Source organism: Dyella sp. GSA-30 (assembly GCF_027924605.1).
Lineage (GTDB): Bacteria > Pseudomonadota > Gammaproteobacteria > Xanthomonadales > Rhodanobacteraceae > GSA-30.
On sequence record NZ_AP027042.1, the window covers coordinates 4,613,709 to 4,637,514 of the forward strand.

The 23,806-nt window shown below is 62.6% G+C and carries 24 protein-coding genes; 21 read left to right on the plus strand and 3 right to left on the minus strand.

The features are described 5' to 3' along the window. The first annotated feature begins 81 nt into the window (after positions 1-81). Positions 82-1,593 (plus strand): hypothetical protein, encoded by a 1,512-nt coding sequence (locus QMG46_RS19665; RefSeq protein WP_281849565.1) that lies wholly within the window; start codon positions 82-84, stop codon positions 1,591-1,593. Between the two features lie 158 nt (positions 1,594-1,751). Here QMG46_RS19665 and QMG46_RS19670 read toward each other — a convergent pair whose 3' ends face one another. From QMG46_RS19670 to QMG46_RS19680, 3 genes are all read right to left on the minus strand, one after another. Further along, positions 1,752-5,219 carry a methylmalonyl-CoA mutase family protein gene (locus QMG46_RS19670; RefSeq protein WP_281849566.1) on the minus strand — a complete coding sequence of 1,156 codons (3,468 nt, stop codon included), beginning with the start codon at positions 5,217-5,219 and terminating at the stop codon, positions 1,752-1,754. A gap of 320 nt (positions 5,220-5,539) precedes the next feature. Beyond that, complete coding sequence (locus QMG46_RS19675; RefSeq protein WP_281849567.1) at positions 5,540-6,466, minus strand: alpha/beta hydrolase; 927 nt, start codon at positions 6,464-6,466, stop codon at positions 5,540-5,542. Beyond that, a complete protein-coding gene (locus QMG46_RS19680) occupies positions 6,459-7,082 on the minus strand; it encodes a TetR/AcrR family transcriptional regulator (protein ID WP_281849568.1) in 624 nt (207 codons plus the stop codon). The genes QMG46_RS19675 and QMG46_RS19680 overlap by 8 nt, the downstream gene beginning before the upstream one ends. A gap of 163 nt (positions 7,083-7,245) precedes the next feature. Between QMG46_RS19680 and QMG46_RS19685 the strand changes: the two genes are divergently transcribed. The 20 genes from QMG46_RS19685 (at position 7,246) to fabG (ending at position 23,804) form a co-directional block, all read left to right on the plus strand. Next, positions 7,246-7,572, plus strand: coding sequence for a hypothetical protein (locus QMG46_RS19685; protein ID WP_281849569.1), 327 nt, complete (start codon positions 7,246-7,248; stop codon positions 7,570-7,572). Positions 7,573-7,713: 141 nt separating this feature from the next. After that, positions 7,714-8,082, plus strand: coding sequence for a YXWGXW repeat-containing protein (locus tag QMG46_RS19690; RefSeq protein WP_281849570.1), 369 nt, complete (start codon positions 7,714-7,716; stop codon positions 8,080-8,082). Positions 8,083-8,371: 289 nt separating this feature from the next. Continuing rightward, complete coding sequence (locus QMG46_RS19695; RefSeq protein WP_281849571.1) at positions 8,372-9,475, plus strand: Glu/Leu/Phe/Val dehydrogenase dimerization domain-containing protein; 1,104 nt, start codon at positions 8,372-8,374, stop codon at positions 9,473-9,475. Positions 9,476-9,841: 366 nt separating this feature from the next. Further along, positions 9,842-10,111, plus strand: a complete 270-nt coding sequence (locus QMG46_RS19700; RefSeq protein ID WP_281849572.1) for an acyl carrier protein — start codon at positions 9,842-9,844, stop codon at positions 10,109-10,111. Positions 10,112-10,119: 8 nt separating this feature from the next. Beyond that, complete coding sequence (locus QMG46_RS19705; protein WP_281849573.1) at positions 10,120-10,914, plus strand: glycosyltransferase family 2 protein; 795 nt, start codon at positions 10,120-10,122, stop codon at positions 10,912-10,914. Beyond that, positions 10,902-11,519 carry a LolA family protein gene (locus tag QMG46_RS19710; RefSeq protein WP_281849574.1) on the plus strand — a complete coding sequence of 206 codons (618 nt, stop codon included), beginning with the start codon at positions 10,902-10,904 and terminating at the stop codon, positions 11,517-11,519. Before QMG46_RS19705 ends, QMG46_RS19710 begins: the two co-directional genes overlap by 13 nt. Further along, on the plus strand, positions 11,516-13,858 hold the full coding sequence (locus QMG46_RS19715; protein ID WP_281849575.1) for an ApeM family transporter: 2,343 nt from the start codon (positions 11,516-11,518) through the stop codon (positions 13,856-13,858). Before QMG46_RS19710 ends, QMG46_RS19715 begins: the two co-directional genes overlap by 4 nt. A 28-nt stretch (positions 13,859-13,886) precedes the next feature. Further along, positions 13,887-15,110, plus strand: coding sequence for a beta-ketoacyl-ACP synthase (locus QMG46_RS19720; RefSeq protein ID WP_281849576.1), 1,224 nt, complete (start codon positions 13,887-13,889; stop codon positions 15,108-15,110). Then, complete coding sequence (locus tag QMG46_RS19725) at positions 15,110-16,390, plus strand: beta-ketoacyl-[acyl-carrier-protein] synthase family protein (RefSeq protein WP_281849578.1); 1,281 nt, start codon at positions 15,110-15,112, stop codon at positions 16,388-16,390. The genes QMG46_RS19720 and QMG46_RS19725 overlap by 1 nt, the downstream gene beginning before the upstream one ends. Then, the gene (locus QMG46_RS19730; RefSeq protein WP_281849580.1) at positions 16,387-17,130 is read left to right on the plus strand and encodes a beta-ketoacyl synthase chain length factor; all 744 of its coding nucleotides are present in this window, start codon (positions 16,387-16,389) and stop codon (positions 17,128-17,130) included. Before QMG46_RS19725 ends, QMG46_RS19730 begins: the two co-directional genes overlap by 4 nt. After that, positions 17,106-17,900: a lysophospholipid acyltransferase family protein gene (locus QMG46_RS19735; protein ID WP_281849581.1), complete on the plus strand. Its 795-nt coding sequence runs from the start codon at positions 17,106-17,108 to the stop codon at positions 17,898-17,900. Before QMG46_RS19730 ends, QMG46_RS19735 begins: the two co-directional genes overlap by 25 nt. Further along, on the plus strand, positions 17,897-18,166 hold the full coding sequence (locus QMG46_RS19740) for an ApeE family acyl carrier protein (protein WP_281849582.1): 270 nt from the start codon (positions 17,897-17,899) through the stop codon (positions 18,164-18,166). The genes QMG46_RS19735 and QMG46_RS19740 overlap by 4 nt, the downstream gene beginning before the upstream one ends. Next, positions 18,154-18,699, plus strand: coding sequence for a COG4648 family protein (locus QMG46_RS19745; protein WP_281849583.1), 546 nt, complete (start codon positions 18,154-18,156; stop codon positions 18,697-18,699). The genes QMG46_RS19740 and QMG46_RS19745 overlap by 13 nt, the downstream gene beginning before the upstream one ends. Next, positions 18,696-19,295 (plus strand): ApeI family dehydratase, encoded by a 600-nt coding sequence (locus QMG46_RS19750; RefSeq protein ID WP_281849585.1) that lies wholly within the window; start codon positions 18,696-18,698, stop codon positions 19,293-19,295. Before QMG46_RS19745 ends, QMG46_RS19750 begins: the two co-directional genes overlap by 4 nt. Continuing rightward, positions 19,288-20,256, plus strand: coding sequence for a lysophospholipid acyltransferase family protein (locus tag QMG46_RS19755; protein ID WP_281849587.1), 969 nt, complete (start codon positions 19,288-19,290; stop codon positions 20,254-20,256). Before QMG46_RS19750 ends, QMG46_RS19755 begins: the two co-directional genes overlap by 8 nt. Continuing rightward, positions 20,246-20,704 carry an acyl-CoA thioesterase gene (locus tag QMG46_RS19760; RefSeq protein ID WP_281849588.1) on the plus strand — a complete coding sequence of 153 codons (459 nt, stop codon included), beginning with the start codon at positions 20,246-20,248 and terminating at the stop codon, positions 20,702-20,704. Before QMG46_RS19755 ends, QMG46_RS19760 begins: the two co-directional genes overlap by 11 nt. Then, on the plus strand, positions 20,701-21,423 hold the full coding sequence (locus tag QMG46_RS19765) for a class I SAM-dependent methyltransferase (RefSeq protein ID WP_281849589.1): 723 nt from the start codon (positions 20,701-20,703) through the stop codon (positions 21,421-21,423). Before QMG46_RS19760 ends, QMG46_RS19765 begins: the two co-directional genes overlap by 4 nt. Beyond that, positions 21,420-22,607 carry a beta-ketoacyl-[acyl-carrier-protein] synthase family protein gene (locus tag QMG46_RS19770; RefSeq protein ID WP_281849590.1) on the plus strand — a complete coding sequence of 396 codons (1,188 nt, stop codon included), beginning with the start codon at positions 21,420-21,422 and terminating at the stop codon, positions 22,605-22,607. Before QMG46_RS19765 ends, QMG46_RS19770 begins: the two co-directional genes overlap by 4 nt. Further along, on the plus strand, positions 22,604-23,083 hold the full coding sequence (locus QMG46_RS19775) for a hotdog family protein (protein ID WP_281849591.1): 480 nt from the start codon (positions 22,604-22,606) through the stop codon (positions 23,081-23,083). Before QMG46_RS19770 ends, QMG46_RS19775 begins: the two co-directional genes overlap by 4 nt. Then, complete coding sequence (fabG, locus tag QMG46_RS19780; protein ID WP_281849592.1) at positions 23,076-23,804, plus strand: 3-oxoacyl-ACP reductase FabG; 729 nt, start codon at positions 23,076-23,078, stop codon at positions 23,802-23,804. Before QMG46_RS19775 ends, fabG begins: the two co-directional genes overlap by 8 nt. The last annotated feature ends 2 nt before the right edge of the window (positions 23,805-23,806 follow it).

Here is a 23,806-nt window from a genome sequence, read left to right on the forward strand (position 1 = left end):
CATAGCCCGTAGTGCTTTACCCTCTTCCCCGTTGCCCCAAAATCGCGCACCCTATGCTATCTACTCCAGGGGGAGACGGGCATGCGAAAGGCATGGTTTTTCATCGCGCTCATGGCGCTACCGAGCATCACGCCGGCATCGGTAACCAAGCCGTCTACGCCGATCGCAACCGACAGCATGACGATCATCCGGGAAAAGTTGGAAGACGCGGTCACACTGCAAGAACGCGGCAATTCGACCGCTTCAATGGCGCTGTTACAAGAAATCCTGCAATCACCCACATTTGCCAAGCTATCTTCTAAAGAGCAACGGGCAGCAATACTGCTTGGTGCTGTCATCAACTACCAGCAAGGCGATTATAAGACAGCGCGCAATTTCCTCGTAAAGGCGACGAGCGGCCCATCAAAACCGCCAGCGTGGCTGGCTCGCATGGATGCGTCCTACCGGATTCACGACTATCGTGATGCTGCCCTATGCATTGCTGTAATCGCCCGGCAATGGCCAAATGAGCTAGGTGGTATTTCAGATAACACGCTTTACCTCATAAAGCATGAATTGGACTCCGCAGATGCATCCAACGATGAGTTGGCATTCCTCGAAGCCTTATTCGATGCGCACTGGTCTGCCGAGAACGGGGACAGTAGTCGCCTTTGGCTCGAGCTGACTCGACTGCTCATCGATAGAGGCGCCATGGCAAAGGCACGTATCGTTGCAAGGAGTATCCATTCCGTACGTTCGACTATCGCCATGCGCGTCGACAAACGCTTTGACATCATCACTCACTCGATCGATGACTCCCTCGACATCGATCGCGTGGCAAACGACGCCATCCAGCAGGCGGAGGCGTTTTCCAGAGATCACCCGGACAAACTTGCTCCGTTGGTGCACCTGCAGGAACTGCTGAATGGGTCGTTGCAATACGCACGCGTCATCGCCATTGCCGACGATATCAATGCCAAAGTAGCCGGGGGCAAGGGACCTAACCTCTATAGGGATTTCAAAGAACAGTACGTCTGGATGCTTGGGCAGCGCGGCAAGGCGTTGGAGGGTCAGGGCCAATGGGATGAAGCCGTCGCACAGCTCGCCAATGCTGCGCAACGCACGGAGTATGGTGCCGTCACCCAGGCCATCGATCTGGCCAACCTCGATGCAAATCTACTTCACCCCAAAGAAGCCTTGGAAGCGCTTACCACTGCAGACTCGCCCGCGAAGTCGGGGCGAACGAGTTCTTATGGACGCATGCAGCAGGAGAGAATTTTACTGAAGATCGCGATACAGCAAAAAGACAACGAGGCCATCGCTACACATATGGCCTACCTACGTAACAATCGTGATCAGGCTATAGGCGAATGGGAGGATGCACTGCTGATGACGGGTGATGAAGACGCCGCTGCCGACCTGCTGATCGAACGCTTGCACAGTGTCAGATGGCGAAATGATGCACTCCTCGAAATGCAGAACTACGCAGACACGCCATTAACGCCGTTCTATCAAGGCATAAAGAAGCATTGGAAGAACGTGATCCAACAACCAAAGGTGCTTGAAGCCGCAAATAAAGTGGGGCGCATCGAGTCCTTTCATCTGGCAGGCTAAGAGGATGAGTTGCCAAGCCGGCACCGTATAGCATCAAGGATTGAAAAAGCGCAAACCATAAAACCTCTCCCCGTTTTATTAGCGAGAGAGGATGCTCAATCGGGCGTGCAGCTAAATAGCCAGTGCGTAAAAAGGGCGCCTGAGCGCCCTTTTCCCGTTTACATATTCCGCCGATACTCCCCACCCACATCATAAAGGGCATGACTAATCTGCCCCAACGAGTTGTACTTCACCGCCTCCATTAGCTGCTCGAACACGTTTTTCCGCTCGCGGGCGGTGTTCTGTAGTGTCTTGAGGCTTTGTGGGGCGAGGTCATTGCGGTTCTTGGCATAGGCCAGGACGTTGTCGATCTGCTGGCCCTTTTCTTCTTCGGTACTGCGGATCAACTCGATCTCGGTGGCGATTTCGCCACCGTGGTCCTTGGGCAGGAAGGTGTTGACGCCGATCAGCGGGAGGCTGCCATCGTGCTTCTTCTGCTCGTAGTACATCGATTCTTCTTGAATCTTGCCGCGCTGGTACATGGTGTCCATGGCGCCGAGTACGCCGCCGCGCTCGCTGATCGCTTCGAACTCCTTGTATACCGCTTCTTCGACCAGGTCGGTCAGCGCGTCGACGACGTAGCTGCCCTGCCAGGGGTTTTCGTTGAAGTTGAGGCCCAGCTCGCGGTTGATGATGAGCTGGATGGCCACGGCGCGGCGTACGCTTTCTTCGGTCGGCGTGGTGATCGCCTCGTCATACGCATTGGTGTGCAGGCTGTTGCAGTTGTCGAACAGTGCGTACAGCGCCTGCAGCGTGGTGCGGATGTCGTTGAACTGGATTTCCTGTGCGTGCAGCGAACGGCCCGACGTTTGAATATGGTACTTCATCATCTGGCTGCGCGCGCTGGCGCTATAGCGTTCGCGCATGGCGCGGGCCCAGATGCGGCGGGCGACGCGGCCGATGACGGTGTATTCCGGGTCCATGCCGTTAGAGAAGAAGAACGACAGGTTGGGCGCGAAGTCGTCGATATTCATGCCGCGCGCGAGGTAGTACTCGACGATGGTGAAGCCGTTGCTCAGCGTAAAGGCGAGCTGGCTGATCGGGTTGGCGCCGGCTTCGGCGATGTGATAACCCGAGATCGATACCGAGTAGAAGTTGCGCACCTTGTGATCGACGAAGTACTGCTGGATATCGCCCATCATGCGCAGCGCGAATTCGGTCGAGAAGATGCAGGTGTTCTGTGCCTGGTCTTCCTTGAGAATATCGGCCTGCACGGTGCCGCGGACGGTTTGCAGGGTTTCTTCTTTGATGCGCGCGTAGGTGTCGGCGTCGATGAGCTGGTCGCCGGTGATGCCGAGCAAGCCCAGCCCTAAGCCTTCGTTGCCCTTGGGTAGCTCGCCGGAGTATTGCGGGCGTTTGCCGTTGGCGAAGAAGCCTTCGATCTTCTTTTGTGCCTCGGCCCAGCGCTGCGGGTCGGCCTTGAGGTATTTCTCCACGTTCTGATCGATCGCGGTGTTCATGTACATCGCGAGGATGATCGGCGCGGGGCCGTTGATGGTCATGGAGACGGAGCTTGACGGCGAGCTCAGATCGAAGCCGGAGTACAGCTTCTTCATGTCGTCGAGCGTGGCGACGTTGACGCCGGAGTTGCCGATCTTGCCGTAGATGTCCGGGCGCGGCGCCGGGTCTTCGCCGTACAGCGTGACCGAGTCGAAGGCGGTGGATAGGCGCGTAGCTGCGCCACCCTGGCTCAGGTAATGGAAGCGGCGGTTGGTGCGCTCGGGCGTGCCCTCTCCCGCGAACATACGGGTGGGATCTTCGCCGGTACGGCGATACGGGTAGACACCGCCGGTGTACGGGTAGTGGCCGGGGAGGTTTTCGCGCATCAGGAAGCGCAGCTGATCGCCCCAGTCCTTGGTCTTGGGTGGGGAGACTTTCGGGATCTTCTGGTGGCTGAGCGATTCGCGGTAGTTGTCGACGCGAATCACCTTGTCGCGAACCTTGTATTCGTTGACCTCGTCGGTGACGGATTTGTACAGGGCCGGCCAGTCGCGCAGGAGGTGAATGGCTTCGCTGCTCAGCTCCTTGACGGCGGCGTTGTAGCGCTGGCGCAACAGCAACAAGGTGCGGTCGACCTTGGCCTCGCCGCCTTCGACGACATCGTCGTGGCTGTAGCGCGACAGCGATTTCGGCAGCTTGTCGTCACCGAGATCCTTGAGCGATTCGTAATAATGCTGCGCCTTGCTGGCGTACTCGGCCTCGTGCTCGATGCCGCTGTTGATGCCGCGGCCCTGCTCGGCGATCTCGGCGAGATAGCGCACGCGTGCGCCCGGAATCAGCACGGTGGCGCGCGGCTCCTTCAGCGATGTGTCGAGCTTGGGCTCCCAACGTTCGGCCGCGAGCGACAGCTTGCCGCGCATCAATCGGCAAAGATTGGAGAACATCCAGGTCACACCCGGATCGTTGAACTGGCTGGCGATGGTGGGATACACCGGCACGTCTTCGTCTTTCAGGGTGAAGGCGGTGCGGTTGCGCTTCCACTGCTTGCGCACGTCGCGCAGCGCGTCTTCGGCGCCGCGCTTGTCGAACTTGTTGAGCACGACCAGTTCGGCGAAATCGAGCATGTCGATTTTTTCGAGCTGGCTGGCCGCGCCGTAGTCGCTGGTCATCACATAGACGGGGAAATCGACGAGATCGACGATTTCCGAATCGCTTTGGCCGATGCCGGCGGTTTCGACGATGACCAGATCGTAGGGCTGGCTCTTGAGGAAGTTGATGCAGTCATGCAGCACTTCGTTGGTGGCGGCGTGCTGGCGACGCGTGGCCATCGAGCGCATATAGACGCGATGGTTACGAAGCGAGTTCATGCGGATGCGATCGCCGAGCAAGGCACCGCCGCTACGGCGACGGGTTGGGTCGACGGCGAGTACAGCGATGCGCATCTCCGGGAACGCATGCAGGAAGCGCAGCAGCAGTTCATCCACTACCGACGACTTACCCGCGCCGCCGGTACCGGTCATGCCGAGCACGGGCGTGCTCTTGCCGGCCAGCGCCCATTCCTTGCGCAGGTGCGCCAGCTCGTTCTCGCCCAGGCGACCTTCTTCGATAGCCGAGAGCATGTGGCCGATGCTGATCTCGTCCTTGACGTCGACCTTGGCCGGCGCCTGTTCCTGCGCATGCTTGGCGGCAGCGTTGCCGGTGCGCTGCATGACGTCTTCGATCATCTCGGTCAGGCCGAGCTTCATGCCGTCATTGGGGTGGTAGATGCGCTCGACGCCATAGGCCTGGAGTTCGCGGATTTCCTCTGGGGTGATGGTGCCGCCACCGCCGCCAAACACGCGGATATGGGCCGCGCCACGCTCCTTGAGCATGTCCACCATGTACTTGAAGTACTCGACGTGACCACCCTGGTAGGACGACAGCGCGATCGCGTCGGCGTCTTCTTGCAGTGCAGCACGAACCACATCTTCGACCGAGCGGTTATGGCCCAGGTGAATGACTTCCGCGCCCTGCGATTGAATGATGCGGCGCATGATATTGATCGCGGCGTCGTGCCCGTCGAACAGGCTGGCGGCGGTAACGAAACGCAACGGCGCGGCTTGCGCCTGCGTGTCCGAGACGGGGATGTGCTTGGCGGTCGTGCTCATGGGGCGGGGAATCCGGGGAGTACAGAACGACCCCGATTGTAGCTTGGGGGCCGTTAGGCCGCATGACGAGGTGCAGCAGCAACGCGATTCGGGCCAGGCGTAGAGACGCCGTTAACGAAATAGGCCAGTGCCGTGATCAACAGAAAAACGTGGCGGTCGTAACTCTGGAAAAGCCGCCTGTTTCGTCATCCCGGCGCAGGTCGGGATCCATGCCTCAGCGCATATGCTTGCCACACGTCATCTGACGAGCGGGGACTGAGGAATGGATCCCGGCCTGCGCCGGGATGACGAAGTAGGAGAAGGTGTTTCTAGATTGGCTGTTACACACAAAACGGCAGATTCGTCGAACCGACCACGCGCTCACCGACCACTTCACCGCGAATAAACGCCAGCGATGCCTTGATCACTTCCGGCGCATCGAGCACACGGTGATGGCCCAAACCTTGGGTGGTGAGTAGACGCGAGCTTTGCCAATAACGTGCATAACGCTCGCCCTCGCCCCACGGTACATCGGCATCTTCCAGATCGTGCACGATCAAGCCGGGTTGACCGAGTTTCGCCAGGTGCTGGTGAACTTGCAGGTCAGCGACAGGCACACCGGTGCAACGCTCAAGCCAACCAAGGAAGGGGTTGAGAAGGTGTTGACCCAGGCGCACAAAACGAAAGAAGCGCGAGGCCGCATCTGTCATGTCCGCAGCCGGCGCGATCAGGATCAGCCGCCTGGCATGCCAGCATTCGTCTTGCGCCAGCGCCAACGCCGCGCCGCCCAACGAATGCCCGATGGCAAGTTCGGCGCGCCCGTAGTGCTTACCCACGGCGCGAATGGTCTCAATGAAATCGGGCAATGTGCACAGCTTGCCGCCGCTGTTGCCATGACCTGGCTGATCGAAACTGACGATGGCATAGCCCAGTTCACGCAGCCGTGTGATCCAGGGCAAATAGCGCAAGCCGAAGCTTGACCAGCCATGCACCAGCAACACATAGGGCTGCTTGACGGGGTCGCCCCAGACGTAGGTGGCGATGGTTTCGCCTTTGACGTCGAGCGTGCCGCGCTGCATCTCGGCATCGGCGTTTGCCGCTTTCGCACGCGTGCGGCTGCTGGCGAAGGGCGTCGCGAAAAGCAGGGCCGCGCTTTTGGCGGTGCGCTTGGGCGCTATGCGTCCACCGACAACAAAACCGGCGCGTACGACGCCGAGCTTGAACTTCATCTTTGCGCTGGCATGCGCATGTGCGTTCGCCTTAGCCATGATGGCGCTCCACGGTGGTTTGATAACTGCCAAGCAGTCGGTTGAAGGCGGCATCCGTGCGCTGGCTGGCTTCCTCGTAGCCGAACAAGCCAGCGTCGTGATGCAGGCCAAGCATCAATGCGTAGATTTCGAAAGCGAACTGTTCGGCCTCGGTGTCGGCGTCGAGCTGTTTCAGTTCCACGGCCTGTCCGATCGCACGCTGCATCTGCTCGCGCCAGCCGCGCTGCTGCTTAAGGATGGCCTCGCGCAACAGGCCTTCGCGGCCGTCGTATTCGCCCACGGCGCTCAGCAACACGCAGCCGCTCTGATGGATGTGTCCCCATTCCTTCCAGTGGAGAACCATCGCGCGCAGGCGCGGCAAGCCGCGTGGCTCCAGCAGCGCCGGACGCAAAATGCTGCCCACGAAACGCGTCTCCACCCATTGCAACACGGCAAGTTGAAGTTCTTCACGCGAGCCGAAGTGGGCAAAGAGTCCACTCTTGGACATGCCCACGTCCTGGGCCAGGCTGCCGATGGACAGCCCTTCCAGGCCGTCCTTCCGAGCCAGCTCGTAGGCGTGCTCGAGGATAGTTTCGCGGGTCGTAGCGCGCTTGCCGGTGGCGGTTGCAGTCGTCATGAATCGAAAATAGCACGATCGTTCGTTCTTTTCCAGATGAACGTATCAGACAGGTCGCTCGCTCCAAGCTGAACGAACTCAGGAAATATCGTCAACAGCTGACAGAAACCTACGTTCTCTGGCTTACCGCACATCGCGGTCGACATAAGAATCAGGAGATTTCATGAACCCGCTCATTCGCAAGCTTGCTCTAGTCGCAGGTCTGGGACTGGCCCTGGGCAGCGCCATCTATGTGCCGCCGGCAGCTGCGCGCGAAGTCATCGTGCAGGTGGGTGTCGCCCCGCCGCCGCCGCGTTTCGAACGCGTCCCGGTGGCTCGCCCTGGCTGGGTATGGGCGCCGGGTTATTGGGCATGGCGCGGCCCGCGGGTCGGCCACGTGTGGATCGGCGGTCATTGGGAGCGCGTGCGCCGCGGCTATATCTATCGTCCCGCCGGCTGGGTGCGTTACGGCAACGGCTGGCGCTTCCGTGACGGTTACTGGGGTCGTTAAGGGGCTAACGGGTGCCACCTCGTCTGGTGGCGCCCGCTTTTGTAAGAACTTGTAATTACCGCAAAAACATCCGCCCGGTAACGTCAAGTTGCCGCAAGCGCCTTTCGCTTGAATACAGCCACTTTCCAAAGGGAACTCTGCATGACCATTCGATATGTTGCGCTCGGTGCGCTGGTGCTGCTCGCCAGTGGCTGTGTTGAAGAACGCGTAGTACACGACCGCCCACCGCCGCCGCGCCGCGAAGTCATCGTCGAACAGCCGGTGCAGCGGGAATATGTGGAGGAAGTGATTGCGCCGCAGCCGCCGCCGGAGCGGGTTGTGGAGGTAGAGCCCGCATATCGCCCGGGTTACGTGTGGGCACGCGGGTATTGGCACTGGAATGGGCGCGAATACGTGGCGGCGCCGGGACATTGGGAAGTGGTGCGACCGGGGTATCACTACGTGCATCCGCATTGGGAGCAAGGGCATGGCGGGTGGCATTTCCGGGCTGGTGTTTGGGTGGCGGGCTGAGGTTTGAGGGCTAAGAGCGCCCCCTCACCCCAGCCCTCTCCCCCGGCAAAGCCAGGGGAGAGGGGGCCTGACTGAGGCACGTTTGCCGCTCTCCGCTGGCTCTTGCTGCGCCGCGAAAGCACTTCCCCCGGCGACGTATTAAACTTGTCGAAATGAGTTCATCGCCCCGGCCCTGGCCGGGGCTTTGAGTTTCAGGCATACCCCTTGGCGGGGAAGCTCCAAGCCCACCCCCGCCGCCATCCTGCGTGCCATCCCCATGGCACCGAAAAAACGTGGAGTCTGCGTTCCAATGATTTTCGAAACCATCGCCAAGACCGGGCATGAAGAGGTTGTCTTCTGCCACAACCAGGACGCCGGTTTGAAGGCGATCATCGCGATTCATAACACCGTGCTGGGTCCGGCACTGGGCGGCCTGCGCATGTGGCCGTACAAGACCGAGCAGGATGCGGTCAACGACGTGCTGCGCCTGTCGCGCGGCATGACCTACAAGAACGCCGTGGCCGGTCTGAACCTGGGCGGCGGCAAGGCAGTGATCATCGGCGACCCGTCGAAGGACAAGTCCGAAGCGCTGTTCCGCGCCTTCGGCCGCTTCGTCAATTCGCTCAACGGCCGCTACATCACCGCCGAAGACGTCGGTATCGACGTCAACGACATGGAATACGTGTTCCGTGAAACCGAATACGTGACCGGCGTGCACCAGGTGCATGGCGGTTCGGGCGACCCGTCGCCGTTCACCGCGTTCGGCACGCTGCAGGGCCTGATGGCTGCGCTGCAGGTCAAGCACGGCAACGAAGACGTGGGCAAGTACAGCTACGCCGTGCAGGGTGCCGGCCACGTGGGCAGCGAGTTCATCAAGCTGCTGCGCGAACAGGGCGCCAAGGTGTTCGTCACCGACATCAACAAGGATGCGGTGCAGCGCTGCGTCGACGAGCTGGGCTGCGAAGCGGTGGGCCTAGACGAGATTTATGACGTCGACGCCGACGTCTACTCGCCTTGCGCGCTGGGCGGCACGCTCAACGAGCAGACCATCGACCGCATCAAGGCGAAGATCGTCTGCGGCGCGGCCAACAATCAGCTGGCCACCGATGCGATCGGCGACGAGCTGACCCGTCGTGGCGTGCTGTACGCCCCCGACTACGCCGTCAACGCCGGTGGCGTGATGAACGTGTCGCTGGAAATCGACGGCTACAACCGCGAGCGCGCCATGCGCATGATGCGCACGATCTACTACAACCTGGGCCGCATCTTCGAGATCTCCAAGGCCGAGAACGTGCCGACCTACAAGGCCGCCGACCGCCTCGCCGAAGAGCGCATCAGCGCGATCGGCAAGATCAAGCTGCCGCACATGGGCAATGGCGGTACCCGCTTCGCCGGCCGCATGCGCGGTCAGTAACCGGTTCGCCAGGTAGCCTCGAAACGCCGGCTCCGTGCCGGCGTTTTTTCTTGCGATCCATGGAGATGGCGGCGTCTCAGGCGGCCATGACTTAAGACCCAAATCGCTGCATGTGCGAAGAACTCTGCTAAAATCTTCACAGAAACATCATTTTGTAGGCCTTCCCCTACAAAGTGCTTGTCGTAGCGGGTGTATTTGGGGGGTCCGCTCCGCGGACGAATATTTACGAAGCGCCGGGCGGCCTGATGGCTGCGGGGACGTCGTTGTGCCGGATTTTGGGGCCGCCAAAGGGATGAGAGCTGTCGCCGAAACAGCCGCCATGGCACGCCACACGGACGGTACGAGTAAGGACAGGTTGGAAAGTTTATGAGCACGATCATGGCCACCGGCATCAGCGACGAAGACATCCTGCTGCGTCTCAAGGATGTGTTGCGCGATACCTTCGAAATCGACCCGGCGCGCGTCACACCCGACACGCACCTGTTCACCGACCTGGAGCTGGACAGCATCGACGCTGTCGATCTGGCGATCCAGGTGCAGGACATGACCGGCATGCGCATCAAGCCCGAGGATTTCAAGAACGTACGTACGGTCAGCGACGTGGTCGCGACGGTGCGTGCCCTGCTCAATCGCTGAGCGTCGGCATGCTTGCGGCCACGTCCGCTCACGCCGCCGTCAGCCTTGCGGCGTTTCGTCCCTGCGCGCTGATTCCGATCTACAACCATAAAGACACGATCGCCGCCACCGCGCAGGCGCTGCGTGCGCATGGCTTGCCGGTCGTGATCGTCGACGATGGCAGCAACGAGGCCACTCGCGTGGTGCTCGATGCGTTGTCCGCGCAAGACACGAACATCACCTTGCTACGCCTGCCCTATAACCAGGGCAAGGGCCGTGCGCTGACCACCGGTATGCTGGCGGCGCACAAGGCAGGTTTTAGCCATGCGCTGCAGATCGACGCCGACGGCCAGCACGATCCAGCCGATGTGCCGCGTTTTCTGGCCGAAGGGCTGGTCGCGCCCGATGCGATGGTTTGCGGCCAGCCGATCTACGACGACAGCGTGCCGCGCGCACGGCTTTACGGTCGTTATGTCACGCATGTTTGCGTATGGGCTGAAACGCTGTCCCTGCAGTTGCGCGATTCGATGTGCGGCTACCGGCTTTATCCGCTGAACGAAACCTGTGCGGAAATCGCCCGCCGTGCTCCGCCAGCGCGGATGGATTTCGACACGGAAATCGCCGTACGCCTGATGTGGCGCGGCGTACCTGTACGCAACCTGCCTACGCGGGTGATCTATCCGGAAAATGGGCTTTCGCATTTCCGCATGCTGCGCGATAACCTCCGTATCTCAGCCATGCATACGCGGCTGCTGCTGGGCATGCTGCCTCGCGCACCGGGGCTGTTATGGCGTAAACGACGGAGTACCGCATGCGCCGCTTGATCGTTCTTTTCTTGTTGTTGTTCGTATGCCTTGGCGTGCATGCGCAAGCTGCCGACCAGACCTTGCTGAAAAACGCGCTCGATCAACTGGCCAGTCACCCGCAGGTGCGCGCCGACTTCGAGCAGAAACGCGACAACCCCGCGCTGGCCACGCCGCAGATCAGCCGCGGCAAGCTGTTGTTCGTGATCGGCCACGGCATGCTGTGGCAGACCACTGACCCCTACCAGGAAACGCTTGCCTTGACCGGCGCACGCACCGCGCGCGTCGACGATCAGGGCCATCTGCAAACCGTGCGCAACGGTGATCGCGGCGTAGCGCAGGTCTCGCAGATGCTGCAAGGCATGCTGGCGGGCAAACCGGACGAAGCGCTGCGTCAGTTCAATGTGCAGGCCGAGGGCACGCCGGCCAAGTGGACGCTGCGCTTCACACCGAAGCAGGCGCGCATGGCACGCGTGCTCACCAGTATTACGCTCGATGGCGGCCAGTTTCTCGATGGCATCGGCATTGCTCTGCAAAGCGGCGAGAACACCGCTATCCGCTTCAGCAACACGCGCGCTGCAGGCTCCTTGAGCGAGCTGGAACAGCGCGCACTCGGCAGCCCATGACGGCGCCGGTTCTGCGCCGCCGGGCGATCGGCTTTGCCCTGGTTGCCGTCGGCATTGCATTGCTGGGCGCATGGCTGGTGTTCGGGCGCGGCAACATACCGATTCAAACCGACCTGCTGGCGATGCTGCCGGCTACAGAACGCCATCCCCTGGCCGAAGCGGCCGTCGAACAACTGACTCATGCCAATGGCGATCGCATCGTGCTGCTGGTCGAGGACGCCGACGACGACACCGCCAAGGATGCCGCACGCAAGCTGGGCCAGTCGCTGGCCAAAGACAAGGTGTTTCGCTCGGTAACCGCCGAACTGCCGCCGTTCGATCTCGATCAGCTGCTGTCGCCGTATCTGGTCCATCGCTTTCATCTGCTGACCGATGGCGACCGCAGCGCGATCGGCGCACCGGGTTATGACGCCGCACAAATCCTGGCAAGGCGGCTCAACGAGCCCTTCCTGGCTGGCGTCGGCGTGAAGCTGCAGGACGATCCGTTCGGCTGGCTGCAGCACTGGCTGCAACAGCAGCCATGGAGCCGATCGCCGCTATTGCCGGAAGACGACCTGCTGGTCGCGCACCAGAACGATCGCACCTACGTGCTGGTCACGGCGGATTTGAACGGCTCGTCCTACGACGATGCCGTGCAGCAGCCGGCATTGACTGCGCTTGCCACGGCCGAACAAACGCTCAAGCACGATTATCCCAGCGTGAAGCTCTCGCGTGCCGGCGCACTGTTCTACGCCGCTGCCGCGCGCGCCGATGCCGAACATGACGTGCACATGGTCAGCATCATCTCGACGCTGGGCATCGGGCTATTGCTGCTTTGGGTGTTCCGCTCGCCCGGCCCCTTGCTGTTGGCGTTTCTGTCGACGGCCATCGGTGTGGTGACCGCGCTGACGTTGACGCTGCTGATATTCGGCCAGGTCCATTTGCTGACGCTGGTGTTCGGTGCGGCGTTGCTTGGCGAAGCGGTGGATTATTCGATTCAGTACCTCAGCGCGCGTGCCAACGCTGGCACGTCGTGGGATGCCGCACGTGGCTCACGCCAGGTGCGTCCTGCCTTGTTGCTGGCCCTGGGTACCTCATTGCTCGGCTATGCGTTGCTCGGCCTGATGCCCTTCCCTGCCCTGCGGCAGATGGCGGTGTTCGCCATGGCCGGCATGCTTGCCGCCTGCGTCAGCGTGTTCTGGCTGCTACCCGCCTTGCTGCAGAAACCGACCAAACCGATGTCGCCACGACTGGTGACTTTGGCCAGCAGTTTGCAGCGCCTCGCCGGTCGCGCCGGCTGGCCGGCGTTTCTCGTCCTGATCGTGATCGCGCTACCGGGCTGGTGGCGGCTGGGCCACGACGACGATATCCATCTGCTGATTTCGCCGCCCGCCAGCGTGACCGAACAAGAAGCGCATATCCGCGATATCACCGGCCTGGGCAACGGCACGCAGTTCTATCTCGTGCACGGCGACACGGCCGAACAAACCTTGCAGCGCGAAGAAGCCCTTGATGCGCGGCTGCAGGCCATGGTCGACAAAGGGACGTTGCAAAGCTGGCTCGGCATCGCGGTGATGCTGCCCTCGCAGCAGCGCCAGCAGGCCAATCAGGCCGCCTTGGCGCCGCTGTTTGCGCAGCCGGACAAGCTCAAGGCCATGCTGCAGAACGCAGGCTTTCGCCAGGACGCCATCGACACGTATGTCGGGGCCTGGCCGGGCACGCCGCTGACTATCCAGGAATGGATGAAGCTGCCGATATCCACCCCATTCCGATATCTATGGATGGTCGATGGCAAGCAGGGTTTTGGCGCACTGGTGGTGCCGCAAGGACAGGAAGATGTCGCGCTGCTGCGCGCCGCCGCCGAAGGCCTGCCCGGCGTGGAGTTGATCGACAAGCCGGCCAGCGTGTCGAACCTGTTTGGTCGTTACCGCCACTACGCCAGCCTCTGGCTGCTGGCCGCGCTGGTGTTGATCGCGCCGGTATTCGGCTGGCGCTACGGCTGGCGACAGATGCCGCGTGTCATGGCGCCGCCGGTGTTCGGCATCGGCCTGACCCTGGCCGCGCTGGGCTATCTCGGCCAGCCGTTGACGCTGTTCCACTGGATGGCCTTGATGCTCGTCCTGGGCGTGGGTGCCAACTACGCGGTATTCATGCAGGAAGGCGAGCCGCATACGCGGCATCTGCCCGGCGCCACGTTTACCAGCGTACTGCTGTCGGCGGTCACCGCCTTACTGTCGTTTGGACTGCTGGCGATCAGCTCGATGCCGGCGCTACAACATTTTGGACTCACGCTGCTGCTTGGCATCGGCATCACCGTGGTGATGGTGCCGATGAGCCTGGGGCGTGAAAAGAGCACATGATGGAAAATATCCTGGGGAGCCGATGGCAATGAAACGCGTGGTAGTGACCGGCATCGGCGGTATTACGCCTTTGGGCCATGACTGGGCGCAGATCGAACCGCGCCTGCGCGCGTTTCGCAATGCCGCGCGGCGCATGCCCGAATGGGATTATTTCGATGCCTTGAACAGCCGCCTGGGCTGCCCTGTCGACGACTTCACGTTGCCGGACTGGCCGCGTCGCCACCTGCGTTCGATGGGCCGCGTGGCGCAGTTGGCGGTCGCCGCCAGCGAGCGTGCACTGCACGATGCCGGACTGCATGGCAACACCGAGATTGCCGACGGTCGCATGGGTGTTGCCTATGGCTCGTCCGGCGGCAGCATCGAGCCGGTGCGCGTGATGGGCCGCATGCTGGAAACGGGCTCGATGCAAGGCGTCACCGCGACCAGCTATATCCAGATGATGGCGCACACCACCGCGGTGAATGTCGGCGTGTTCTTCGGCTTGAAGGGCCGCATCATTCCCACCTCGAGCGCGTGTACCTCGGGTAGCCAGGCAATCGGCTTTGGCTTTGAGGCAATCCAGCAAGGCAAGCAGCAATTGATGTTGTGCGGCGGCGCGGAAGAACTGTCTGGCCCCGGCGTCGCCGTGTTCGACACCTTGTTCGCCACCAGTACGCGCAACGACGAACCGCAGCTGACGCCGCGCCCGTTCGACCGCGCGCGTGATGGCCTGGTGGTCGGCGAAGGCGCGACCACGTTGGTGCTGGAAGAGTACGAACACGCCAAGGCACGCGGCGCACGCATCTATGCGGAGATCGTCGGCTTCGGCTGCAATTCGGACGGCAACCACATTACCCAGCCGACCAGCGAAACCATGGCTGCCGCGATGCGCCTGGCCCTGAACGATGCGCAACTCGCACCCGAGGCCATCGGCTATGTCAGCGCGCACGGCACCGCGACCGATCGTGGCGATGTGGCCGAAAGCCATGCCACCGCCGACGTGCTCGGTACGCGCGTGCCGATCAGTTCGATGAAAAGCTACGTCGGCCACACGCTGGGCGCCTGCGGCGCGCTGGAAAGCTGGTGGGCGATCGAGATGATGCGCGGCGGCTGGTTTGCGCCGACGATCAATCTCACCGATATCGACCCTGCCTGCGCCGAACTCGACTACGTCGTCGGCACCGGCCGCGACATCGATACGCCGTATGTGATGAACAACAATTTCGCGTTCGGCGGCATCAACACCTCGCTGATCTTCAAGGCCCACGCCTGATGCCCATCGGCATGCGCCCCGATGCGATGCATGCACGCCACAACGCGGCCGGCCTGCCGCGCGTGGTGGTCACCGGCATGGGCGCGGTGAGCTGCCTGGGCATGGGTACCGATGCCCTGCTCGATGCGATGCGCGAAGGCCGCAGCGGCATTCGACACATGGAAGCGTTTGCCGATCTGGGCATGCGCAGCCGGGTGGGCGGCCCCGTCGATCCACAGGGTCTGCTCGATCTGCCGCGCAAGCTGCGACGCTTTCTCGCCACGCCGGCGCTTTATGCGTGGTACGCCCTGCATGAAGCCCTGGAGCAATCAGGCCTGTTGCCGGAGCGCTTGAGCCATGCCGACTGCGGCCTGGTGATGGGCGGCGGCGCGGCGCTTAGCGAACACCAGTTCGCACTGGAAAATTTCCGCGAGCGCGGTATCGAGCGCATCTCACCGTTCACCGTGCCGCGCGGCATGAGCAGCAACCTGTCGGCCAGCCTCGCGCATATTTTCGGCATCGGCGGCTACAGCTATACGATGAGCTCGGCCTGCACCAGCGCCACGCACGCGATCGGCCACGCCATGGAGCTGATCCAGCTGGGCAAGCAGAACGTGGTGCTGTGCGGTGGCAGCGACGAGCTGCACGACACTACCGCGCTGTGGTTCGACGCCATGGACGCTTTGTCCAGCACGAGCAACGCGCACCCCGAGCGCGCATCGCGCCCATACGACAGTGCACGCGATGGCTTCGTGCTGGCCGCCGGCGCAGGCGTGCTGGTGCTGGAATCGCTCGATCATGCGCAACAGCGCGGCGCACCGATTCTCGCCGAGATCACCGCTTACGGTACGGGCACCGATGCGACCAGCATGGTCGGCCCCGGTGCCGAAGGCATCGCGCGCGCGATTCGCCAGGCACTGGATCGGGCCGACGAACTGCCCGACTACATCAACACGCATGCCTGTTCGACGCGACAGGGCGATCTGGCCGAATGGCAGGCCATTGCATCGGTCTTTGGCGAGCATGGCGCACCAGTGCCACCGATGTCGTCGATCAAGGGACTGAGCGGTCATGCACCGGGCGCGGCCGGCGCGCTGGATGCCATCGCCTGCCTGCTGATGCTCGAACACGAATTCCTGGCCGGCCAGGCCATCGGCCATCTCGATGCCGATTTTGCGCAAGCGCCGCTGGTGACCGCGTCGCGTCGCCAGCGTATCGACAGCGTGCTGTCCAACAGCTTCGGCTTTGGCGGTAGCTGTGCGTCGCTGATGTTCCGCCGCCACGCAGGGTGCAACGCATGATCGAATTGCGCATCGAACAGTGGCGCGCGTGGGCGCCCGGCCTCGAAGACGAAGCCGCCTGGCAAGCATGGGCTCGAAATCCCGCGCTTCCCGATGTCGCAGAGACACAGCCAAGCTGCGATTTCCTGCCGGCCATGCAGCGTCGCCGGTTGAGCCGGCTGGCGCGCATGACGCTGGATGTGGCCTGGCCGCTTTGTGCCGAGGGCGAACAACTGCCGTTCGTGTTTGCCTCACGCCATGGCGAGACGCCGCGTACCTTCGCCCTGCTCAGCGACGTGGCGGCCGAACAGCCGCTGTCGCCGACCCAGTTCGGCCTGTCCGTGCATAACGCGATTGCCGGTCAATGGTCGATGCTGCGCGGCCAGCGCGGCGAATCGGTGGCGATCGCCGGCGAGGCCGATACCTTCGAACACGCCATGGTCGAGGCTGCCGGCCTGCTCGGCGACGCCACGCCCTCGGTGCTGGTGGTGATCGCCGAGGAGCGGCCGCCCGCGGCTTACGACACATGGATCGATGATGTGCCGTTCTCGTATGCTCTGGCTTTGCGCGTGGGGCGAGTCGTTCCCGGGGAGCGCGCGGAGGGAACCGACTGGCGCCTGGAACTGACGACGGGAGATAACCGTCGCGATACAGGCGCGTGGCCGCATGCACTGGATTTTCTTCGCTCGCAGCTTGGCGAGCGCGCACCGCTGGAGCACCCTTGGAAGAGACGTCGATGGATCTGGCAACCGCTCCGCTGACACGGCGTCGCACCGACGCGTTCGCGTGGCGTCTGATCGCCACCGGCCTGAGCTTTCTGTTTTTCGGCCTGGGCGGCCTGGTGCTGCGCGTCCTGATCCTGCCCCTGCTCGGCCTGCTGCCCGGCGATGCGCTGGCACGGCGACGCCGCGCACGCGCAGCGATCCATCGCGCGTTCTATCTGCATGTGCAGTTCATGTATCGCACCGGCGTGCTCAACTTCCGTTTCGACGGCGCGGAGCGCCTGGGCCGGCCCGGTCAGCTGATCGTCGCCAACCATCCTTCGTTGATCGATGTGGTGTTTCTGATCGCGCATATCCGCGACGCCAACTGCATCGTCAAGCAGGGCCTGTGGCACAACCCCTGTACGCGCGGGCCGGTGACCACGGCGCAATACATCAGCAACAACGGCAGCCCGGAGATGCTCGAACAAGCCGCCGACGTGTTGCGCGAAGGACAGACGCTGATCGTATTTCCCGAAGGCACGCGCACCAAGCCCGGTTGCGCGCCGGTGTTTCACCGCGGTGCCGCGGCGATTGCCGTGCGAGGCGCTCAGATGGTGACGCCCGTCTTTATCAGCGTCGTGCCGACCACCCTGACCAAGGCCGAGCCCTGGTATCGCATCCCCGATCGGCGCATCAATGTGCACATCCATGTCGGTGAAGACATCCCCGTGGATCGTTACGGTGCCGATACCGCCGCGCCGATCGCGTCGCGTCGGCTCAACGAACATCTGCACGCCCTCTATGCCAAGGAGTTTTCGTTATCGTGAACGCATTGCAGCAGGAAATTGCTCAACTGATCGTCGACACGCTCAATCTCGAAGACGTCGATCCCTCGCAAATCCCAGTGGACCAGCCGCTGTTCGGTGAGGGACTGGGGCTCGATTCGGTCGATGCGCTGGAGCTCGCGCTCGCCTTGCAGAAGCGCTATGACATCCGGATTGCGTCGGATTCCAAGGACGCACGCCAGCATTTCGCCACCATCGCCAGCCTTGCGGATTTCGTGACCGCCCAGCGGAACGCATGCGCCGGATAACGTCCATTTTGCTGCCCGTGATCGGGCTGCTGTATCCATTTGTCGTTTACTTCGGCATGGATAAGGTCTCGCCGCCGGTGTTCGCGCTGGTGCTCGGCTCGATCTGGCTGATTCGCGCGCCGGCACTGCTGCGCGAGCCGGGCGGACGCTGGATGGTGGGCGCCGCGCTGACTTACTGCGCACTGCTGGCCTTGAGCGGCGAGTCGTTCCTGCTGCGCTGGTATCCCACGCTGATCAGTGCGCTCCTGTTGTGCGCGTTCGGTCTGAGCCTGATCTACGGGCCGCCGATCATCGAGCGCATCGCGCGCGTGCGCGAACCGGACCTGCCGCCCGAAGCGATCCCCTATACCCGCAAGGTCACCTGGGTCTGGGTAGGCTTCTTTATTTTTAACGGCGTCGTTTCCGCCGTGCTGACCCTATGGTCGCCGCTGGCGTGGTGGACGCTTTACAACGGATTGCTGGTGTACTTCATCATGGGCGTGCTGTTCGGTGGCGAATGGCTGCTGCGACGTCGCCTGCGGAGGGCTGCGTGAACGTGGCCGCGCCCGGGCTCGCCGCACTGCTGCGCGACCACGCGTGGCTCGCTCAGGCGCACGTGCAGGCTGAAGGTGCGGTGCTGGTGCTGAACCGTGAAGGCGTCGATGCACTGTGTCGTCGCGGCAAGGCGGCTTTTGTCCAGGCGCTGGCGTTACCCGAATCGCCGCTTGCCGTGCGCCTGCTCGACGAAGCGCGAGCCGCGCAGGGTATCGATGTTGCCGCACTGTTGCGCGAGCCGCTACCGCGCGAACCGATCATGGTTGCCGAACACGACGTGGACGATGCGCGTGTCATCGAGCTGCGTATACCGCTGGACCTGGCGCACTTCCCCGGACATTTCGCCACCGCGCCAGTCGTGCCGGGGGCCGTACAGGTAGCCTGGGCACTGAACCTGGCCGCTTCACGGCTAGGTACCGGCGAACGCTGTCACAGCATGGAAGCGTTGAAATTCCAGCAATTGCTGCGGCCAGGCGCGCCGGCCACGCTGACCCTGCGCGTCGACCGGGAGCGCGGCAAATTGCATTTTTCCTATCGCCATGGCGACGCAAACTATTCATCGGGTCGATTGCTATGGAGCGCCGCGCATGAATGAGGCTGGCGCCACGAGCAGTCACTGGGCGACCCACAAGGAACGCGGCAGCTTCTTCTGGATGAAGCTGACAGCGCGGGCCATTCGCCTGCTGGGCCGCGGTCCGGTCACACCGGTGCTGTACCTGATCGTGCTTTATTTCTTTGTCTCCGGCCGCAAGGCGCGGCGCAATGTGCGCCAGTACCAGACCTATCTGGCTGCATGGAGCCGCCGGCCGGAATTGCAGCCCCATCTGCGCAGCGTGTTCGGGCAATTCATGGCCTATGCGGTTAATCTGCTCGATCGTCTGGATGTGTGGCGCGGCAAGCTGTCCTTGAAGCAAGTGCAACTGATCGATCCGCATGGCGTGCGCAACAAGTTGTTGCAGAGCCAGCATGGTGGTCGCGGGCAGATCCTGGTCGTGACGCATCTGGGCAATCTGGACGTGTGCCGCGCGATGGCGGAACTGGGCGAGCAAGTGCCCTTGAACGTGCTCGTGCATAACCAGCACGTCGCGCATTTCAACAAGCTGCTCGACGAAGCGGGCGATCGCAGCATGCGTCTGATCCAGGTCAGCGAACTCGATACCGCGATGATGATGGACTTGTCGCAACGGATCGAACGCGGCGAGTGGCTGGCGATTGCCGGCGACCGGGTACCGTTGCGCGAAGGCCGCCGGGTGGTGGTGAATTTTCTCGGTCATCCCGCGGCGTTTCCCCAAGGCCCGTGGCTGCTGGCCGGCATTCTGCGTTGCCCGGTCAATCTGCTGTGCTGCCTGAAGGTAGATGGTCGCTATCGCATCTATCTCGACGCCTTCCTGGAAACGGCGACCTGGGAACGTGGCCGTCGCGAGGAGGCCATCCACGGCTGGGCGCAGCGCTACGCCGATGCCCTCGCCCAGCGCTGCCTCGAAGCGCCGCTGCAGTGGTTCAATTTCTACGCGTACTGGCAGCTACCTGCCGGGGAGGCCGACGATGCGCGCTAACGGCGTCTTCAAGACCACCACCGAAGTGGTCGTGCCGTTCTTCGACGTCGACTCGATGGACGTCGTGTGGCACGGCCACTACGTGAAATACCTGGAGATCGCTCGGTGCGCCCTGCTCGATGCGATCGGCCACAACTACACGCAGATGAAACAGGCTGGCTATGTCTGGCCGGTGATCGACCTGCAGCTGCGCTACGTGCGCGCGGCACGCTTCGGCCAGCGCCTGCATGTGCACGCCGAACTGGTCGAATGGCAGAACCGGCTGAAGCTGCATTACCTCATTTGCGATGCCCATAGCGGTGAACGGCTCACGCGCGCCAGCACCATCCAGGTGGCCGTCAACCTCGCCGATGGCGAGATGCAGCTGGTCTCTCCGCAAATCTTTATCGATGCCGTCGAGCATGCATTGCAGCGCGACGCCTCACCTACCTCAGCAGCTTCGTCATGACCTACGCCAGCCAGACCTACGTCGAAGAAACCCGCATCGGTTTCTATTTCCTGCGCAGCCATACCTGGCAGCACCATGTATTGCGCGTGGCGATCAACGACCTCAAACGCCTGATCGGCGAACCGACACCGCATGGCGGCACGCTGCTGGATGTCGGCTGCGGACAGGGCAAATCGTTCCGCCTGCTGCGCGACGCGTTTCAGCCCGCGCGCATGATCGGTATCGATGCCGATCCGCACAGCATCGAGCTATCGCGGGCCGAGGCGGCGCGCGAAAACATCGCCGTCGACCTGCTGGCCTCCGATTGCGCCGATATCGCGCTGCCCGATGCCTGCGTGGACATCGTGTTCTGCCATCAGACCTTTCATCACCTGGTCGAGCAGGACAAGGCGCTGGCCGAATTCTGGCGCGTGCTCAAGCCCGGTGGCCTGTTGCTGTTTGCCGAATCGACCAAGGCTTATATCGATACCTGGGTAATTCGCTGGTTCTTCCGCCACCCTATGGAGGTGCAGAAGACGGCCGACGAATACCTGGCCATGATTCGCCAGCAAGGCTTCGTCTTCGAACCCGCCAACGTCTCGTTTCCTTACCTGTGGTGGAGCCGCTCGAAGGATTTCGGCCTGCTTGAGCGCTGGGGCCTGCGCGCACCGCCGCCGCCCGGCCAGCGCGACGAAACCCTGGTCAATGCGGCAGCACGCAAGCCCCTGTCGGTGTCATGACGTTCTATCTCAACGCCCTCGGTGTGATCTGCAATCTCGGCGCCGGCAAAGGTGCCGTTGCCGATGCGTTGTTCGGTGGCGATGACACGCGATTGCCCAGCACGCAAGGCTGGGTGCCCGGGCATGCATTGCCGTTGGGCAACGTGGAGCTCCCCTTGCCGGCCGTACCGGCAACGCTTGCCGACCGCGACAACCGCAATAACCGCCTGTTGCTGGCCGCGGCGCAGGAAATCGAAGCCGATATCCGCGCCGCCATCGCGCGCTACGGCCATCACCGCATCGGCGTGGTCATCGGTACCAGCACCACCGCGATCGAAGAGGCTACCCATGGCATCAGCGCCTATCAGCGCGATGGCGCATGGCCTGCCGACTATCGCTACGCACACCAGGAGCTGGGCGCACCTGCCGAGTTTCTTGCCGAATGGCTTGAACTGAGCGGCCCCTGCTTCGGCATCTCCACGGCTTGTACTTCCGGCGCGCGTGCGCTGATGAGTGCACAACGCATGCTGCGGCTGGGCCTGTGCGATGCCGTGCTGTGCGGCGGCGCCGACACCTTATGTCGTCTGGCGATCAACGGCTTCTTCGCACTGGAAGCCACCGACCCCGAGCGCTGCAATCCGTTTTCGCAGCATCGCCATGGCATCAATATCGGCGAGGCGGCGGCATTGTTTCTGATGACCCGCGAGGAGGCCCCCATCCAGTACCTGGGTGGCGGCGCCAGCTCCGATGCCTATCACATGTCCTCGCCCGAACCGCAAGGGCTGGGTGCGCAGCAGGCCATGCGCGCTGCCTTGCAGGAAGCCGGGCTCGACATCGCGCAGATCGACTATATCAATCTGCACGGCACCGCCACCGAGCACAACGACAGCATGGAAAGCCTGGCGCTCGCAGCCGTGCTGGCGCAGGACGTGCCGTGTTCTTCGACCAAGTCGTTGACCGGGCATACCCTCGGCGCGGCAGGCGCGCTCGAAGCGGCGTTCTGCTGGCTGGCCCTTGCCGACGACCGCAGCGAGCGACGCTTGCCGCCGCACATATGGGACGGTGTACCCGATCCGACCCTGCCCGCGCTGCGCTTCACGACACCCGATAGCCGGCTCCCTGCAGGCAAACCACGCTACGTCATGAGCAACTCCTTTGCATTCGGTGGCAACAACGCCAGCGTGATCCTGGGAGATACGGCATGACGCTTTGGCCGATTGCCGACGTTGTGCCGCATAGCGGCGACATGAGCTTGCTCGATCGCATGATCGAACTCGATGCCGAACGGATCGTGTGCACGACGACGATTCGGGCGGGCGGCCTTTTCAGCGACGCCGATGGAGGCTTCCCAGCCTGGGCCGGTGTCGAATTGATGGCACAAAGCGTTGCTGCCTGGGCCGGTGCACACTCGCTCAACGAGCAAAAGCCGATCCGCCTGGGCTTTCTCCTGGGTACACGCCACTACAAATGCAATGTCGATCGCTTTCCCGCCGGTTGCACGCTGCGCATCGAGGCGGAGCGCGTGTTTCACGACGAGAGCGGCATGGGTTCGTTTGCTTGCCGCATCGAGGCGGCGGGGATCGAGGCTAACGCGCGCCTGAGCGTTTTCAGCCCGCCCGATGCGGATCTCTTTTTCACCCAGACAGCCGCCGTCGGCACGCAAGGAATATCCCATGACTGACACCGTCCTGGTCACCGGCTCCAGCCGTGGTATCGGCCGAGCCATTGCGCTGCGTCTTGCCGACGCGGGTTACGACGTCGTACTGCATTGCCGCTCGCGCCGCGAGGAGGCCGACGGCGTCGCGGCACAGATCCATGCCCTGGGGCGCCAAGCGCGCGTGTTGCAGTTCGACATTGCCGACCGCGCTGCTTGCAAGGCGGCGCTGGAGAGCGACGTCGAAGCGCATGGTGCGTATTACGGTGTGGTCTGCAATGCCGGACTTACGCGCGACGGCGCGTTTCCGGCACTGAGCGACGACGATTGGGACCAGGTTCTGCGCACTAACCTCGACGGCTTCTACAACGTATTGCATCCCCTGATCATGCCGATGATCCGTCGTCGTGCAGCCGGACGCATCGTTTGCATCACCTCGGTGTCGGGCATGATCGGCAACCGCGGCCAGGTCAACTACAGCGCCTCCAAAGCCGGCGTCATCGGCGCGGCCAAGGCACTGGCGGTCGAGCTGGCCAAGCGCAAGATCACCGTCAACTGCGTCGCACCCGGGCTGATCGATACCGACATGCTCAGCGACGATCTGCCGCTCGAGGAGATTCTCAAGGCGATCCCGATGCAACGCGCGGGCAACGCCGAGGAAGTCGCCGCCGCCGTGCAGTTTCTGCTCAGCGCGGATGCTGGCTATATCACCCGCCAGGTGCTGGCGGTCAACGGCGGGCTGTGTTGAGC

Bases quoted from the DNA above. Each gene is read 5' to 3' on its own strand.
- QMG46_RS19665 (WP_281849565.1), top strand. From the start codon at position 82: ATGCGAAAGGCATGGTTTTTCATCGCGCTCATGGCGCTACCGAGCATC.
- QMG46_RS19670 (WP_281849566.1), bottom strand. From the start codon at position 5,219: ATGAGCACGACCGCCAAGCACATCCCCGTCTCGGACACGCAGGCGCAA.
- QMG46_RS19675 (WP_281849567.1), bottom strand. From the start codon at position 6,466: ATGGCTAAGGCGAACGCACATGCGCATGCCAGCGCAAAGATGAAGTTC.
- QMG46_RS19680 (WP_281849568.1), bottom strand. From the start codon at position 7,082: ATGACGACTGCAACCGCCACCGGCAAGCGCGCTACGACCCGCGAAACT.
- QMG46_RS19685 (WP_281849569.1), top strand. From the start codon at position 7,246: ATGAACCCGCTCATTCGCAAGCTTGCTCTAGTCGCAGGTCTGGGACTG.
- QMG46_RS19690 (WP_281849570.1), top strand. From the start codon at position 7,714: ATGACCATTCGATATGTTGCGCTCGGTGCGCTGGTGCTGCTCGCCAGT.
- QMG46_RS19695 (WP_281849571.1), top strand. From the start codon at position 8,372: ATGATTTTCGAAACCATCGCCAAGACCGGGCATGAAGAGGTTGTCTTC.
- QMG46_RS19700 (WP_281849572.1), top strand. From the start codon at position 9,842: ATGAGCACGATCATGGCCACCGGCATCAGCGACGAAGACATCCTGCTG.
- QMG46_RS19705 (WP_281849573.1), top strand. From the start codon at position 10,120: ATGCTTGCGGCCACGTCCGCTCACGCCGCCGTCAGCCTTGCGGCGTTT.
- QMG46_RS19710 (WP_281849574.1), top strand. From the start codon at position 10,902: ATGCGCCGCTTGATCGTTCTTTTCTTGTTGTTGTTCGTATGCCTTGGC.
- QMG46_RS19715 (WP_281849575.1), top strand. From the start codon at position 11,516: ATGACGGCGCCGGTTCTGCGCCGCCGGGCGATCGGCTTTGCCCTGGTT.
- QMG46_RS19720 (WP_281849576.1), top strand. From the start codon at position 13,887: ATGAAACGCGTGGTAGTGACCGGCATCGGCGGTATTACGCCTTTGGGC.
- QMG46_RS19725 (WP_281849578.1), top strand. From the start codon at position 15,110: ATGCCCATCGGCATGCGCCCCGATGCGATGCATGCACGCCACAACGCG.
- QMG46_RS19730 (WP_281849580.1), top strand. From the start codon at position 16,387: ATGATCGAATTGCGCATCGAACAGTGGCGCGCGTGGGCGCCCGGCCTC.
- QMG46_RS19735 (WP_281849581.1), top strand. From the start codon at position 17,106: ATGGATCTGGCAACCGCTCCGCTGACACGGCGTCGCACCGACGCGTTC.
- QMG46_RS19745 (WP_281849583.1), top strand. From the start codon at position 18,154: ATGCGCCGGATAACGTCCATTTTGCTGCCCGTGATCGGGCTGCTGTAT.
- QMG46_RS19755 (WP_281849587.1), top strand. From the start codon at position 19,288: ATGAATGAGGCTGGCGCCACGAGCAGTCACTGGGCGACCCACAAGGAA.
- QMG46_RS19760 (WP_281849588.1), top strand. From the start codon at position 20,246: ATGCGCGCTAACGGCGTCTTCAAGACCACCACCGAAGTGGTCGTGCCG.
- QMG46_RS19765 (WP_281849589.1), top strand. From the start codon at position 20,701: ATGACCTACGCCAGCCAGACCTACGTCGAAGAAACCCGCATCGGTTTC.
- QMG46_RS19770 (WP_281849590.1), top strand. From the start codon at position 21,420: ATGACGTTCTATCTCAACGCCCTCGGTGTGATCTGCAATCTCGGCGCC.
- QMG46_RS19775 (WP_281849591.1), top strand. From the start codon at position 22,604: ATGACGCTTTGGCCGATTGCCGACGTTGTGCCGCATAGCGGCGACATG.
- fabG (WP_281849592.1), top strand. From the start codon at position 23,076: ATGACTGACACCGTCCTGGTCACCGGCTCCAGCCGTGGTATCGGCCGA.